Here is a 15,243-nt window from a genome sequence, read left to right as displayed (position 1 = left end):
TACCATTGGTACCATGAAAAACACGCCAATCTCCGCAGATCGCTCAAGACCAACGCACGCAAAAGCGCCTGATTCGATGCTGGAGCAGCAAGTCCAGCACCTACTGGTGGCCGTTGAGCATGAGCTTCGCAGCTCGTCCCTTGGTATAGACGAGCTGAGCCTGATAAAGAAGCTTCAAAAGCCACCCTGGAAGCTCATTGGTGAGCTGGAGTTTCACGACACTCAAAAGCTTTATCCCGTTCACTTTCTGCTCTTTCACGTGCTTTACCGGCTGAGGGATACTTTGGCAGAGGCCGGGGAAAAGCTAACGATCTCGCCCATGCGAATCGGCATTGAACGCCAGGACACAATCGGTGGAAATGGCATGCCCGGCACGGTGGATAGCCTGCGCAGCTTCTATCTGGATTTATCCCAATACGAGTTACCAGAAGATTCGATTAATCAGATGATGGATAACTTCTGGGCGGGTTACAAAGGCATGGCGCCTAGTAGGCCGGAGACCCTGCAGGCGGCAAAGGTGCTAGGATTCGATTCGGTACCCGATAGCTTTCTCACGGTGAAGCAAGCGTTTCGTCGCGCCGTGATGCAGGCCCATCCCGACCGGGGTGGTGAGACGGAAGCAATTCAGTCCCTCAATGAAGCGTTTACCGTTCTTAAGGCGCATTTCAGTCAGATGATGGAGCAGACATGACAGCACGAAAACTCTGGATCTCAACAGCCCTATTACCACTCTTGTTGGTCAGCCTTGCCACAAGAGCCGACTTGGTTGTGCTTCAGTATCATCACATCAGCGACGCCACGCCGCCTTCTACCAGTACGTCTGTATCCTTGTTCCAGGCCCAGCTCGATGTGATCTCGGAACTGGGTATCGAGGTTGTTGATCTGCATAATGCGACGGCGAACCTCATTTCCGACAAGCCGTCTACGAACCAAAGCATTGCCCTCACCTTCGACGATGCCTACGAATCGGTTTACAGCACCGCAGCAGATATCCTTCAAGAACGTGCTCTGCCCTATACCATTTTTGTAGACACCAAAGCCGTAGGCAACCATGGTTATATGACGTGGGAGCAGTTGCAGGAGCTAGCTGAGCGCGACGGTGTGAACATGGCCAACCACAGTGCCGGCCATGGCCACATGGCAAGAAAGCCGGGGGAAGCAAAAGCAAACTGGAAACAACGAATAGCCCAAAGCTTGGATGCGGCTCAGGCTAAGCTGCGAGATAAACTTGGAACCGACTTACCCCTGTTTGCTTACCCCTATGGCGAGTTCGACGAAGCACTCGAGGCAGAGGTGGCCGAGCGGGGCTGGTTTGGATTCGGGCAGCAATCGGGGGCTATTGGCGCGCTTTCGGGGAAAACACGTTTGCCCCGATTCCCTATGGCCAATGCCTATGGGCAACTTAACGGCCTCAAAGATAAGTTGGCCAGCAAGGCGTTTCCCATTGATGCCAATTCATTGCCCGACGGAATCATGGATTCGAACCCACCTACACTTACCTTGCCGCTCGCGGAAGAAATAGACCCCGCTAGGCTGACCTGCTTTGCTTCTGGCATGGGGCGTATTGATTTTGAAGTGTCAGGTGACGAGGTTTCGATTAAAGCCCCAAAGCCGTTCAACAGCCGTCGATTCCGCTATAACTGCACTCATCCGACAGAAGAAGGCAGTTTTTACTGGCTGTCGCAGCCGTGGTTGGATTTGAGCAAACCCGAAGACTGAACCGCCTACTGGACCTCGATCAGAACCAACCCGAATTCGCCGATGCTGACATGAGGTATCTTGCGGGGGCCGCGACGGGTTTCGATAACCGTCTGGCCTGCAAGATCTTTCCCACGAGTAAAGAGTAGCATCCAGCGCTCCTCCTTAGCGGTTGAGACCGGAATCCGGGCTTCTAGGTAGCCACGGCGATGCCAGTTCTCAGCCTCAAATTCTGAGACCAAATCCGTCACTAAACGCACCGGGATGAGTTCGCTGTTGAGAAATACAACAGAAGGGACAAACACGCCGTTGTTGGCGTAGGACCGCAAGCGTAGAACCCGCTCCTCGCGCCATCCTCCGGGGGGTAAAGCAATCAGTTGATAGGGGCTTTCTCCCGTAAGAAACCGGTGCACTGGCGAGCTTTCAGTCAGGTGAATGCCAAACTCACGACCTTCCTGCCAGCGCTCATGATTTTTGGTCTCGAGCGCCTGACAACAGCTGTCAGCAAAACGCTCCAAGTAATTACCGGCACTTTCTTCAATCCCCAGAATGGCAAACGCATCTGGATCATGCCCGGCCACAGGCTCGGATGTCGCAGGTACATCACTGGTGTGATACACAGTTGCCGATGTTATCCCAACGGGTGGCGCAACAAACCCTTTTTCCTCGTCCGTTCGGGCATCAGGCTGGTAGGCAGTGGTTCTGACGTTACCTTCGGCATCCCGCCAGGTAAAATAGGGCTGGGCATCGCCTTCACGCACATATCCCTTACGTCGGAGCGCTTCCGCATCTGGGTAGTTCGCGATCGTAAATTCATCAGCGGCCGGTCTTCCCTGGGGTTCTTTCTCAGCTATGGGTGAGTAGCGTACCCGACCCTGTTCATCCACCCAGGTAAAATAGCCTTCTCTTTCTGATACCGTTGAACCACCTACCTGACACCCCGCCAGCACCGCACCAAAAGCGGCACATGCAAAAACTGTCAGAACTTTGTGTACGGTCACTAAAATGCCCTTTTGAGCGCGACGCAAAATACGATCAGAATTTCTTCCGGAAACTGAGACCGGCCATAACCACCCGCAGAGAGGTTTTAACGTTTAGCCCGGCGTAGGGGTTGTAGATAATATTGGTAATGTTATCGCAATTAATGTTGCAGCTGGTATTTGCCGGAATGGTTTCAATAGAATGCAAGTAGCTGAGATTCATATCAATTTCAGTGTTTTTATCCCACTTATACCCCATGCCAACGCTGTATAGGTTAGCACCACCAAAGGGCGCCATAACCGAGCGCTGATCATCCGGTATAACCGAATCCCGGATCTCAACACCGGCTCGCAGATCAAGCCGCGATGAGGCATGAAACTCCATTCCGAAGGCCCAGTTCCACTGGCTCTTAAAGCCTAGGGGCAACTTGAGGGTGTTCGGGGTGGCGTTGTCTGGAGACAAAATGCGCGCTGCGTTGAGGAATTCCAGATTCCGGTCAAAGCGAAACAGGAAGGCGTCCCACTGCTTGTAGTCAGTCCAGCCCACGTCGGCGTTCAGTGTCAGCTTAGGGTGCACATCCACACTAATGCCCGTTTGGAAATGCTGGGGATAAACCAGATCCATACTAACGTTGCCCGCTTCTCGGGGGGCACCCGAGGGCAGGCTGAGGATAGCCGAGGTAATAGCACCGAGAACCGACCCGTTAACGCTCTGCCAAAATCCGGACCAATCGTCGGTATATTCAATCTCAAAGGTGCCTTTCATGTTCATTTCAGCTTCGGAGGTATAGCTTGCACCCCAGCTGAACCAGTCCATCGGCTCCCACATAACCCCGAGTGTGTAGGTGGGCGACAGGGTTTCCTGAACATTAATACTCAACGCACCAATGTCGTCCCACGGCCCTACGTTACCACCACACAAAGCCAGCCAGGGCTGCAATGGCTCATCGCCGCTTTCGCAATTGAACGCGTCCTGAAGAATTTCTGCTACACCCAACAAAAGGTTAGGCGCCCGCATGTACTGATCTGCAGCAATGCCCATGTGGGAAAGATGGATCCCGGCGCCTACAGACCACTCATCATTGATCTTGTACCCCACCGTTGGTGCAAGGTAGGTGGTGCGCTGCAACGCGGTCGCTTGAGGTTGATAACGGCCAGGGTCATTTTTGTCGCGATAGAAGCCTGCCGCCAGCGGCAAATAGAAGGCATTAGCGAAGGTCAGTTTAGAGCCAGGCGGATTGATACTAAAACCTGCAGACGGCGCTAACGCCGGCCCAGGAGGCATGCGAAGGATCCCAAGACCGGGCACATAAAGCGCAACGTTGTTGGTGTGGCTGTGAGTATTGGCAATCGGATCCCGCTGCTTGCCTGTGTCCGGATCGATTTCCAGCCCATCAATTCCGAAAATCTCGTATCCATCCGGGGCCGTGAAGTTGGCGTCGATATCCAGATAGATGCTCAGCAGGTTCACTTCCAGCTGACGGCCCTCCAATTTGGTCAGGCCCGCAGGGTTGTAGTGAATGGCCATGATCCCGGGGGGATCAGCTGTCACGGCGTTACCCAAAGCCAATGCTTTTGGGTGAATGGTCAGGTTCTGCGCGAGCTGAGCCTGGGCTCCACACGAGAGTGTCGTGGCGACCATTGCTGCGAGAAGCTGCCGCTTGTGGTGGCTGTGTCCCATCACTCTTTGAGGCCGGAGAAGTTAAGGGGCAGGGAAACTCCGAGAGAGAAATCCGGGGCGTCCTCAGTCAGGCCAATACCAAGGCTGGTATTCACAATCGTGGTGTCGCTGACCCGGGTTCCCAACGACACACTCAAGAACCCGCTCATCTGATCCTGAGCCATTGCTTGGTCGCCATTGGAGAATGTGAGGATAGTTTCGTCGCTATAACTTAACTGCGCGGAAATACTCAAGGAGATATCGTAGGACAGTGAATAGGCAAAGCCTGCAGAGCCAGAAATACCAAAGCCGGGCTCGACCTCGTTCAACAGACGAGCACCGCGAACCTGCTGAAGGTCCTCCGCAGGTATGTTGTACGTGGCGCTCACGGAGCCAAAGACTACGACCGGGTCAAGCACCTTTGAAAGGCTTGCGCCACCGCCAAGGGAGTAATAACCACTGCCGGTAGAAAGTTGCTCGTTTATATCAATTTCGTAAGGACTGACGCCGGTCTTGGAGGTAAATGTACCGAACACAGTTGTCGACATTTTCCCAGGTACATAGGCAAATGGCTGCCACCGGCCAGTCACGGAAATATCACCAAAACCGGAGGCGTTCAGCTCGTCTTGAGTGTCATACTTTACGACGAGAGGAATCCGCGCGCCCACCGTGAGGTTGTCCAACAAGCCAAAATCGTAAGAAAACGAATTGGTAAAGTTGTGAGTTGCCGAAGGTACTACGTCCAGATTACGAACCGAGCCGTTTGTGATCGCAAGATCTAGGCGTTGATCGGCCGTGTAGGAGTAATCAAACGAATAATTGAGGGAGTGAGAACCTTTTTTCTGCAAAGAGTAATTCTTCTCAGCAGCTTGGAACACCTCCTCAAGCTGGCGTGAAGAGTCTTTATCGCCCTCCTGTTTTGCGAGCGCATCCCTCGCCTGATCTACATTGTCTTCCTGCGCCAGGGCCGTGCCCGAAAGCAAGCCCGTCGCGGAAACAAGGATAAGACCTCGCACAAACCAACGATTCATCCTAACTCCCTTAATTTTTATTGGTAATAGTCTTGCGCCGGACACTCCGCCCGGCAAATGTTAATTACGGCGGTAGTGCAATTGCTTTCGGGTATTCTCAACACTGCCGTCTGGGTTGTTCTTCTGACGTTCAAGCAAATTCTGAATGCGCCGGGCTGTGGATTCATGGAACGCTGGCATCTGCTGAAGCGCCAGCAAGGTCATAGTCTGGTCGTCTACAAAACGCAGATCCTCTTCCTTAAGCTCGAGGTTATCCAGAGGCTTATCACTGCCGGGGAAGACAATGAACAACACGTTGTCACGCCACTTTTCTTCGAATTGTGCGAGTGTGAAAGACAAATTTCCAACCGCTGGATCGGCCATATAAACACGGCCATCTCGGATGGCCCTGAGCACGACAAAATGTTTGAAGCCCGCATGTTGGATAGGAACGATAGCCGGATGATCTAGATCTTTAAGGTCGTCGATGGTCGCGCGAAAACCGCCCGACGGATAACCCAATGCGGTAACAAGGCGCTTCATATCGAGCATGGAAAAGGCTCGGCGCGAAACAATGCGGTCACTTTCGCCGTAGTGCAGCAAGCCTTCCATTACCTGACGCTCTGAGAGAGTTCGCCCCAAATAGAAATTCAGTATGGTTGTGAGTGCTGCACTGCCGCAGCTGTAGTCGTATGCCTGACGGACAATGTTGCGGAAATTCTGCTCGACCAGCGGTTCAATGCGGAAACTGGTACGCAGTTTCACCGGGCTGGCATCGACTTTTTGTTCGATAACAACGGAGCCCTTTTCATAGGGCTCGACCACGGTAGCTTCCTGCACCAAGGCAAATGTAAGAATGGATCCAGCGAGCACCAGCAGCATGTCAGTTTAACTTCCTGTTTTTATTATCCGTGACATTTATCGGATTACATATTGTTACGCTAAGATACCGAAATAGCTGAGGGCTTAAAGATAACTGTGCCTCAAATCTGGCGCTGCAGCAGAGTATGGTGAAGGGGCACCACCTCGATGCCGATAATGTTCAGCGCGCAGCTGGCAGCAATAGCAGCCGGAACATTCGGGGTAGAATAAGGCCTGAACTCAGCCTCCAGAGCGATATCCTGCTTGCAGAAAATGGCCAAATCCGGTGCACTTGCCCAAATCTGGCTCAAGATTACCGTTCGTCACTGCCGGGCGGCCGTTAATGAGTACGTGTTTTACACAGCCAGGCACCCGGTTAACCATTCTTTCAAGACCGAAATTTTCCATGTCGGCCCACTCGACGCTCTCAAGGTTCTGGTTAAGCCCCTTCGGGTCCAAAACGGTGATATCCGCCCGGTCGCCTTCCCGGATATGCCCCGCGTCTATATTGAACCAATCTGCCTGCTCACCTGTGAGGCGGTGTACCGCCCTTTCGAGGGACATCACTGGCTTACCCTCATCGTGACTTTCAAGAACCAGCTTAAGAAACCGCAAGGGCAAATTGTAGAAGGCCATATTGCGAATGTGGGCCCCTGCATCCGAAAACGTAATCAGAGCGTCAGGATGGGCGACCATTTTGCGGAGCCGATCCTTGCGATGGTTGCCCACGACGGTATACCAGCGCAGCGCGCGACCGTGGGTTACAACCATATCCAGAAAGAAGTCCACGACATGGACGCCGCGCTCTAAAGCAAGCTCAGCGAAGTTCTGCCCAACAACGGACTTATCCGGACAATCAAGAATAATGGCATCACCAAAATCCCGCTGCCACACCCGAGGCGAAAGCTTTTCCCGGTAAAACTTACGGAACTTGCGTCGATACTCTTCGTCTTTCAACAGCTCATTCCGTTCAAGCTGATCACGAAGATCAAGCGCCATCTCACCGGCACCAAACTCTTCAAACAGCACGATGTCCATGCCATCGGCGTATACCGTGAAGGGCGTTGGCAGCAGCTGCCAGCGAAAATTTCCACCGAAGCTGTTTGCGATCCGGCTTACCAGACTGGCCATGGGCCTGACCGCACGGTTGCCCTTAAGGTCAATCATGGCAATGAGGGTTGTTTTCAGAGGTTTTCGCAGCCAACCCAGGGTTTCCCGCAGGTATTGGGTCACCTGCAAGGGGTTGGCCGCATTGGGCGCCCCCTGGTGTACCCGGTCATACCGGCGCAGCAGACGGTTAAGCCGGCTCACTTCATGCCAACGGGCATAGGTGCTGGGCAGGCTCTTGGACCACTCCCGGTCACCATCCACCTTGTCCCACTTCAGGCACATGGTCGATAGACCCAGAAAACCTTCCTTCAGTGCTTCTTCGAGCAGGTTTTCCATCTGCTGCTGTTCCTGCGCAGTGGGTTTTACCTCCCTGTCAGTTGCCCGATGCAGCCCCATCACGGCCGTCCGAAGATCGCTGTGGCCCAGAAAACTTATAACGTTGGGCCCCAGGGGATGATCCCGAATAAAATCGACCCATTGTTTGGGCGTGCTCCAGCTCTTGTGAGCCTGCAGAATCGGCAACACTTTTTCCCTGGGCACCGTCTCTACTCGGGTAAAAATATCAGAGGCATCTTCCGCCTCCGAACACACCATGCTGAGCGAGCAACTACCAATCAGAACCGTTGTTACTCCGTGCCGCACGGACTCCGAGAGCGCGGGGGATACCAGTAGCTCCGCATCATAGTGCGTATGCGTATCCAGAAACCCCGGGGTTACCCAACAGCCACTGGCATCAATCACCCTGCTCGCCAGAGCCAGATCCGGTTTCTCCTCAAATACACGCGCGACCCTGCCCTCATGGACTGCAAGATGCGCAATACGCGAAGCGGTGCCTGTGCCGTCGAAATAACGACCTCCAATAATTAGTGTGTCGTAATGGCTCACTGCGACGGACTCCTTTTTTTTATTTTGGGTTTTTATATAGGCACATCAGCTTAGCCTTCAGCGCAAGCAACACAAACCGTGGTGTAAGGCAGCACTTGAAGCCTTCGGGAATCAATGGCTTCGCCACACTTCTCACACTGGCCGCCCAGTCCCTGATCAATGCGTTCAAGTGCTGTTTTTATCTGAGCCAGCTCAGATCGGGTTTCCTCTTCTAGCGAATCAACCACTTCATCGTTCTGGACCTGCTGAGCCTGCTTTTCAGAATCTTTATCGAGCGCGCCGCCTTTACGCTGCTGATGCGCTTCATAACGGGATAACCGCTCGTTAAGATCGGTGATCAGGATTTCAAGTTCCGCTTTGCGATTGCTCATATAAGATCCCCTGGCTTTTACGGGCCGGTTATTGGATGGCTACAAACGACACTAAAGCATAGGCCCAACACCGGGTTGATGCTCGTCATAATTATGCCAATGCACTATGTGAGAAAATATTTATCGGGAAAGGTTCTGCCCGGCGTTGTTAGCCGGACAGCAGTTCAATCGGGTAGCGGATCGTTGTTTGGTCTACCCCAGGCCGGGGGCCGAAATCCACAAGTCTGAGGCGGTTACAGATTTTGTTCTCCAAACCAGGCTCACCAAGCGTTGACTCAACCACAGAGCAGCGGGACACAGCGCCACAGGATTCGATGACGAGTTCGGGCGTAATGCTGCCTTGCAATGACGGCTTTCGCGCTCAAGCGCTGCGTCGTTCACGCCTGAACTGCGCACGTTGGCGGTGGCTCTTGCAGCCAGAGCATCTTCCGCTTTGCGAGTAACCAGTTTAGCTGTCCGGGTAACTGGAGCATCAAGCTTGACGGTATTGGCCAGCGCACTGAGTTTGGAAAGCTCGTTGCCCATTGCAAGAATACCCGTGTTCTTCGCTTTTTTCCGAGCCTTGGCCACAGCCTCAGGCTTGGGCTTGGGTTTTTTCTTCGCCTCAGGCTTCGGTTTGAGCACCGGCGGCTGAGGTTTTGGCTCTGGCTTGGGTTCTGGCTTAGCCTGCTCAACCGGCTTCGGCGGTTCTTTCTTCTCGACAACCAGCTTAGCCAACTGCGGTGGCAACGCCTCGCGCTCCTGCCGATCCTGTTCTGGCAACTGAACCCAATTCACATATTCGGCAAAGATCACAAACAGGGGCGCGACCACCAAGGCCACGGCGAGCAAACGCTTGCGCTCCCCTCGCTCCTGACTCCAGGGTAATCCATACCGGTAATCCTTCATGCTCCGGCTCCCTCTTTTACACGCTGGTTAACCGCCAGAGATATGCTGGCGTATCCCGCATCCACACAGGTAGACATGATTTTCTTGAGCAGATCGTAGGGCAACTCACGGTCTGCCAAAATAGTAATTGCCCGCCCTGCCTCGGGGGCCGGCTGGCCTGACCGACCGGCCTGATAGTCCAGCTCTTGTTTCAGTCCCGGCTCTATCTGTCCGTCCAAAGCCTGCAGTGCTTCGCGTTTGATGACTACACGCCCGTTTACCAGGATATCCCGGTCCGTCACGGTCAGTGCGAGCACATCACCCGGTGGTCGCACGGCAGAGGAATCCGGCAGCTTGATGGTGCTGCTCTGGTTGAGCACCTGCACATCAGACGAAGAGTTAACCATCAGGAAGAATACAAGAATCGTAAAGATGTCCATCAGCGACACCAAATTCATCTTGCTTTGGCCCTTGCTACGCCGGTGATGGCGTTTCAGGCGGCGGGCTTTAGCAGATTCTTTCATGACCGCACCTCTGCCTTTTGCGCCTTTTGCGCTTCTTCCGCTTTTTCAGCCTCCGCTACCGGCGCGTCACCCAAGGAAATTTCCGGAAACAGCTCTGCCTCAATCAGACTCCCTGCCACTACGGCGTCATAGGCGCGTACCGTATCCATTACGCTGACCAGTACCTGATAGGAGGTTTCCTGTGAAGGCATAATAATCACGTCCTTTTTATCGGGAACGCGGCTTTTAATCTCTTTCATAACGTCTTTAAGCACAGCGAAATCGTGCTCGCCCTTGCTCTGGGCAATGGCCTTGATAACCCCGCCCTGGTTATCTGCAACCACCAGACGGTCAGCATGGATAACCACCTGAATCTGCAGCTCTTCAACCTGGCCCGGTGTAAGGCTTTCGCCCGTCGGGAAGTTGAGCTCCAGAACACTGGTGTGTGCGAACACCATGTTCAAAAGCAGCACCGGTACCAGCACGATCATGAGATTCATGAACGGCGTAATGTCGAGATCCGGTTCGCTCTGTAATCGACGATGTTTCCGTCTCATAGCCTGACATCCTTCAGCTGATTATCAGGCCGGCGCTGTCGCCGGGGCAGAAGGTGACGCGGTTTGCGCCTGGGGCTGTGCACCAGGGCGAGTGCCAGAGCCATCGTTAAGCAGGTTGAGCACCTTGATACCCGCCATTTCAAAGCTGTCTACAATCTCATTGGTTTTGGTCTGCAGAACGGAATGGATCAACAGGATGGGTATAGCCGACATGAGACCGAATGCCGTGGTGTTCATGGCTACGGAAATGCTCTGGGAAAGCAAACTGGCTTTTTGCGCAGGATCGGCCGCGGCAACCGCGGTAAAGGCAGCAATCAGGCCGATGATGGTTCCCAACAGACCCAGCAGTGTTGCGATATTGGCAAGCGTTGCAAGGTACTGGGTGCGTTTTTCAAGGCGCGGCATCACATCCAGCAACCCTTCTTCCATGGCGTATTCGATGTCTTCACGACCTTGGCGACGAGCCAAGCGCTGCAGACCGAAGCCAATCATAGTGGCCATTGCCGTACCGGACTCCTGGGCGTAATTGAGCGCACCTTTGAAATCACGCTTCGCAATCATCTGGTGCAGGCGGTTGAAGTCCCTGCGGTTGGTGATTTTCTGAGCAGACAGATATATGTATCGCTCAATGGCCACAATGAGTCCGACAATCAGCACAACGGCTATCGGAAACATAAAAAAGCCACCTTCCTGAAAGAAGCGAACGGCGGTATCGATCATTTTCTGGGCACTCCATAGACAGGGCTTTAACCCAGTCTATGCGTTGCACGACATCAATTGGGGTAAGTTCGGAAAAGTCTCTAATGCGGTTTGTTTTATTTTGCGCTCTAGCACATAGACACTGTGACGCGCGTCTCACTACCGCTGACTATTGGCCGCTGCGCCACATAGGAACTCCAACTTTACTAAGGGTAATTACTAACATTAGCGCTCAGACAACCCCTGTTCGTGACTCAGTACCGCCTGTTTGCGCTTAACACCCCAGCGATAGCCAGAGAGACTGCCGTCACCACGCAGAACACGATGGCATGGCACAACCACCGCCAAAGGGTTGGCGGCACAGGCTCCCGCCACCGCCCGGGCCGCTGAGGGCATTCCCATGCGCCGGGCAATGTCGCCATAACTCGCTGAGCTGCCAGAGGGAATCTCCTGCAGTGCACGCCAGACTTTGCACTGAAATTCTGTACCGCGAAGGTCAAGTTGTATGGCGAGTGGCTTACGGCTGTCGATCAGGTAGCTCATAACGCCTGCAAACCAATCTGCCCGCGAATCGTTTGCGGGGTTGAGTGTGGCCCCCGGGAATCTGCGAGCTAACTCCGCAACCAGTTCGTCTGGCGATTCGCCCGGTAGAACGGCACATACGCCGCTGATCGAGCGTGCAACCAGTATTTCACCGAGGTAGCAGTGGCCTGCCTGCCAGGAGATCGTTTCGGCCTGTGCACTCTTACCCGTCATGGAAGACTCTCCCGCGTGGGTTCCTCAGTTTTCTTCAGTCGCTCACTGTACGCAAGCGCATTATGACTCATGTCAGTAAAGGTGCAAAGATACGCCTTCCTGAAAGATGACCAGTACTGGCGGGAAGACCGTCGCTGGGGTGCAGGTAAATCGCTGAGTTTGTGAGACTGCCCGGGAGGGCTACCTTGAAATGCTTGAATGCGGGAGAAAGATAAACAACCGACGAAACCCACCGTGACAACGTTGTCGTGCCTGCCGCAACTTCAGGATCCCGTTGCGGCAGGCACTGCACTTGAGAAATCAGCTCTAACGAGCGTCCTCCCAAGTTTTGAGCAATTCTTTATAGGGTACAGTTTCGCCCTGCACCTTTTCGTTTGCCAGTTTAGGCTTAGGCGCACCCGGGTGATCCAGCCAATATTGTGGATCCCGAGGCTTGTTTAGCTTGGGACCGCAATTAGGTTGAACATTAGCACGCTCCAACCGCTCCATTACACGGTCTTGAGCATCTGCAAGGCCATCCAGTGCTTCTTGCGGTGTTGCTTCGCCGCTAGCGGCCTGAGCAATATACTGCCACCAGAGCTGAGCCAGTTTCGGATAATCCGGTACGTTGGTTCCGGTGGGCGACCACTGAACACGTGCTGGGCTCCGGTAGAACTCAACGAGGCCGCCAAGTTTCGGCGCCATTTCCGTCATTTCGTCAGAGTTAATATCCGATTCGCGGATGGGGGTCAGGCCTGCAATGGTCTTCTCCAGAGACACGGTTTTGGCAACCGTGAACTGAGCGTACAGCCATGCTGCCAGACGACGTTTCTCAGGAGTCGACTTCATGAACGTCCAGGAACCCACGTCCTGATAGCCCAGCTTCATGCCTTCTTCCCAGTAGGGACCACGTGGGGAAGGAGCCATACGCCACTTCGGAGTGCCATCGTCGTTTACAACTGGTAGACCATCTTCGATCATGCTGGCCGTAAAGGCTGTGTACCAAAAGATCTGCTGGGCAATATGACCCTGCGCAGGAACTGGGCCGGATTCCGAGAAAGTCATGCCGGTCGCTTCAGGCGGAGCGTACTTGTTCATCCAGTCGACATATTTCGTGGTTGCGTACACTGCCGCTGGGCCGTTTGTGGCACCACCGCGTGAAACGTTAGAACCTACCGGGTGGCAGTCCTCTACACGAATGCCCCACTCGTCAACAGGCAAACCGTTTGGCAGGCCCTTGTCGCCCGCGCCCGCCATGGAGAACCATGCGTCGGTGAAGCGCCATCCCAGGGATGGGTCCTTTTTGCCGTAATCCATGTGGCCATATACTTTCTCGCCGTCAATCTCTTTGACGTGAACCGAGAAGAACTCCGCGATGTCTTCGTACGCAGACCAGTTCACCGGAACGCCGAGCTCGTAACCGTAAATTTCTTTAAACTGCTTTTTCAGATCTGCGCGCTCAAACCAGTCCGCTCGGAACCAGTAGAGGTTTGCAAACTGTTGGGTCGGGAGCTGATACAGCACGCCATCAGGCCCTGTGGTGAAATCGAGGCCAATGAAGTCCTCAAGATCCAGGGTCGGTAGAGTGAGATCTTTACCCGCACCATTCATAATGGCGTCAATGGACTCCACTTTTCCGTAACGGAAATGCGTGCCTATGAGGTCCGAATCGTTTACATACGCATCGTAGATGTTACGGCCAGACTGCATCTGGGTTTGCAACTTCTCGATGACGTCACCTTCCTGAATCAAGGTGTGGTTGAGCTTGATACCAGTAATGTCAGTGAACGCCTTGGCCAGCACGTTGGATTCGTATTCGTGCGTGGCAATCGTCTCCGACACAACGTTAATTTCCATGCCCCGGAACTGCTCCGCCGCCTTGGAGAACCAAGCCATCTCTTTCATCTGTTCTTCTTTGGTCAGGGTAGACCTTTCGAAAGAGTCATTTACCCACTTTTCAGCCGCATCCGAGTACTGATCAGCACTGGCCTGCAAGCTCAGACCCAAACTGACAGCACCGATGGCGGCGCTCAGTAGAAGGGTCTTCGGATATTTATTATTTTTAAACATATCCAACCTCGTTCACGTCGTTATGAGTGATCGCTTTCGATCATTAAGTAAAAAATAGTTCGCTTTCGAATTCTTTACAACCTTTAAAGTGAAATCTTTCAGGGGTGTTTATACAACTGCGTAACCTCCATTTTTTAGCCCCATCGCAGCAGGACCAAAAGCCAGATAACAGAAACCGCCAGTGCGACCCAGAGCGTTATATCGCTAACGGCAAGAAACGCCAAATGAATAAACGCAGCGCAAAGCAAACCGATGAACAACCGGTCTCCGCGGGTCGTTTCAATCGGCAGGAACCCTTTGCGCTCCGTACAAGGCGAAACAATTTCGTAAACCGTCATTACCGAAAGAATCATGGCAATAACCGCAAAAAAGACAACAACAGTGGGTGTCCAGTTCATCCAGGCAATCATACGAATTCTCCTTATACGCGCCCGAGAGCGAAGCCTTTGGCCACATGGTTGCGAACGAACCAGATCACCAGCAAACCAGGAATAATAGTCAGAACGCCGGCCGCAGCCAGCACGCCCCAATCAATACCACTGGCCCCGATCGTGCGGGTCATAATTGCGCCAATTGGCTGAGCATCCACAGACGTGAGCGTTCTTGCCAGAAGCAGCTCAACCCACGAGAACATGAAGGCGAAGAATGCCGTCACGCCTATACCCGAGCGGATCATCGGCAAAAACACTTTCACAAAGAACCTTGGGAAACTATAGCCGTCAATGTAAGCCATCTCATCGTATTCCCGGGGAACCCCCTTCATGAAGCCCTCGAGAATCCATACCGCCAGCGGTACGTTGAACAGGCAGTGGGCCAACGCAACGGCAAGGTGGGTATCGAAAAGACCAATGGACGAATACAACTGAAAGAACGGCAACAGGAAAACGGCGGGCGGCGCCATCCGATTACTGAGCAACCAGAAGAACAGGTGCTTGTCGCCCAGAAACTTGTACCGGCTGAACGCATAGGCCGCCGGCAGCGCTACCGACAGAGTAATGACCACGTTGATAGACACATACGTCATTGAGTTGAGGTAGCCGTTATACCAACTTGGATCCGTAAAAATTACCAAGTAATTATCAAACGTGAAATTTTGCGGCCACAACGTCAGGCCACCAAGAATTTCCCGGCTGGTTTTGAATGACATGTTCAACAGCCAGTAGACCGGTGTCAGGAGCAGAAGGATATAAATTGTAATACCGATATTTTTGGAACGAGTCTGCCTCATCACACTCTC

General features: G+C 53.4%; 17 protein-coding genes. 3 read left to right on the top strand and 14 right to left on the bottom strand.

Annotation, left to right across the window (positions count from 1 at the left end):
* Positions 1-13 precede the first annotated feature (13 nt).
* Positions 14-691, top strand: coding sequence for a DNA-J related domain-containing protein (locus CPH80_RS02820; protein ID WP_096275519.1), 678 nt, complete (start codon positions 14-16; stop codon positions 689-691).
* The gene (locus CPH80_RS02815; RefSeq protein ID WP_096275518.1) at positions 688-1,719 is read left to right on the top strand and encodes a polysaccharide deacetylase family protein; all 1,032 of its coding nucleotides are present in this window, start codon (positions 688-690) and stop codon (positions 1,717-1,719) included. The genes CPH80_RS02820 and CPH80_RS02815 overlap by 4 nt, the downstream gene beginning before the upstream one ends.
* Before the next feature lie 5 nt (positions 1,720-1,724).
* Here CPH80_RS02815 and CPH80_RS02810 read toward each other — a convergent pair whose 3' ends face one another.
* The 7 genes from CPH80_RS02810 to CPH80_RS22245 form a co-directional block, all read right to left on the bottom strand.
* Complete coding sequence (locus tag CPH80_RS02810; protein WP_096275517.1) at positions 1,725-2,699, bottom strand: MalM family protein; 975 nt, start codon at positions 2,697-2,699, stop codon at positions 1,725-1,727.
* Positions 2,700-2,733: 34 nt separating this feature from the next.
* On the bottom strand, positions 2,734-4,359 hold the full coding sequence (locus tag CPH80_RS02805; RefSeq protein ID WP_096275516.1) for an OmpP1/FadL family transporter: 1,626 nt from the start codon (positions 4,357-4,359) through the stop codon (positions 2,734-2,736).
* Positions 4,359-5,369 carry a flagellar protein FilC gene (locus CPH80_RS02800; protein ID WP_096275515.1) on the bottom strand — a complete coding sequence of 337 codons (1,011 nt, stop codon included), beginning with the start codon at positions 5,367-5,369 and terminating at the stop codon, positions 4,359-4,361. Before CPH80_RS02800 ends, CPH80_RS02805 begins: the two co-directional genes overlap by 1 nt.
* Before the next feature lie 60 nt (positions 5,370-5,429).
* Positions 5,430-6,230: a C39 family peptidase gene (locus CPH80_RS02795; RefSeq protein ID WP_096275514.1), complete on the bottom strand. Its 801-nt coding sequence runs from the start codon at positions 6,228-6,230 to the stop codon at positions 5,430-5,432.
* 219 nt (positions 6,231-6,449) lie between these two features.
* Positions 6,450-8,204 carry an N-acyl-D-amino-acid deacylase family protein gene (locus CPH80_RS02790; RefSeq protein ID WP_096275513.1) on the bottom strand — a complete coding sequence of 585 codons (1,755 nt, stop codon included), beginning with the start codon at positions 8,202-8,204 and terminating at the stop codon, positions 6,450-6,452.
* A gap of 50 nt (positions 8,205-8,254) precedes the next feature.
* Entirely contained in the window at positions 8,255-8,575 is a 321-nt protein-coding gene (locus CPH80_RS02785) for a TraR/DksA family transcriptional regulator (protein WP_096275512.1), read from the bottom strand.
* A 148-nt stretch (positions 8,576-8,723) separates the two neighbouring features.
* A complete protein-coding gene (locus CPH80_RS22245; RefSeq protein WP_264754859.1) occupies positions 8,724-8,873 on the bottom strand; it encodes a hypothetical protein in 150 nt (49 codons plus the stop codon).
* 180 nt (positions 8,874-9,053) lie between these two features.
* Between CPH80_RS22245 and CPH80_RS22240 the strand changes: the two genes are divergently transcribed.
* Positions 9,054-9,209 (top strand): hypothetical protein, encoded by a 156-nt coding sequence (locus tag CPH80_RS22240; RefSeq protein ID WP_227520326.1) that lies wholly within the window; start codon positions 9,054-9,056, stop codon positions 9,207-9,209.
* Positions 9,210-9,459: 250 nt separating this feature from the next.
* On the opposite strand, the gene CPH80_RS02775 is transcribed toward CPH80_RS22240, so the two are convergent.
* The 7 genes from CPH80_RS02775 to CPH80_RS02745 all read right to left on the bottom strand — a co-directional run bounded on the left by CPH80_RS02775 (position 9,460) and on the right by CPH80_RS02745 (position 15,234).
* A complete protein-coding gene (locus CPH80_RS02775; RefSeq protein ID WP_096275511.1) occupies positions 9,460-9,966 on the bottom strand; it encodes an ExbD/TolR family protein in 507 nt (168 codons plus the stop codon).
* Positions 9,963-10,502 (bottom strand): ExbD/TolR family protein, encoded by a 540-nt coding sequence (locus tag CPH80_RS02770; RefSeq protein WP_096275510.1) that lies wholly within the window; start codon positions 10,500-10,502, stop codon positions 9,963-9,965. Before CPH80_RS02770 ends, CPH80_RS02775 begins: the two co-directional genes overlap by 4 nt.
* A gap of 24 nt (positions 10,503-10,526) precedes the next feature.
* A complete protein-coding gene (locus CPH80_RS02765) occupies positions 10,527-11,222 on the bottom strand; it encodes a MotA/TolQ/ExbB proton channel family protein (RefSeq protein ID WP_096275509.1) in 696 nt (231 codons plus the stop codon).
* Between the two features lie 204 nt (positions 11,223-11,426).
* Complete coding sequence (locus CPH80_RS02760) at positions 11,427-11,957, bottom strand: methylated-DNA--[protein]-cysteine S-methyltransferase (protein WP_096275508.1); 531 nt, start codon at positions 11,955-11,957, stop codon at positions 11,427-11,429.
* A 306-nt stretch (positions 11,958-12,263) separates the two neighbouring features.
* Entirely contained in the window at positions 12,264-14,006 is a 1,743-nt protein-coding gene (locus CPH80_RS02755) for an ABC transporter substrate-binding protein (RefSeq protein WP_096275507.1), read from the bottom strand.
* A 134-nt stretch (positions 14,007-14,140) separates the two neighbouring features.
* Positions 14,141-14,416 (bottom strand): DUF2160 domain-containing protein, encoded by a 276-nt coding sequence (locus CPH80_RS02750; protein WP_096275506.1) that lies wholly within the window; start codon positions 14,414-14,416, stop codon positions 14,141-14,143.
* Between the two features lie 11 nt (positions 14,417-14,427).
* Positions 14,428-15,234 (bottom strand): carbohydrate ABC transporter permease, encoded by an 807-nt coding sequence (locus CPH80_RS02745; RefSeq protein ID WP_096275505.1) that lies wholly within the window; start codon positions 15,232-15,234, stop codon positions 14,428-14,430.
* Between the last annotated feature and the right edge of the window lie 9 nt (positions 15,235-15,243).

Origin of the sequence: Marinobacter sp. LV10R510-11A, from assembly GCF_900215155.1 — a bacterium.
Classification (GTDB): domain Bacteria; phylum Pseudomonadota; class Gammaproteobacteria; order Pseudomonadales; family Oleiphilaceae; genus Marinobacter.
Note: the sequence above shows the minus strand (reverse complement) of the source record. Positions and strands in the feature narration are given on the sequence as shown.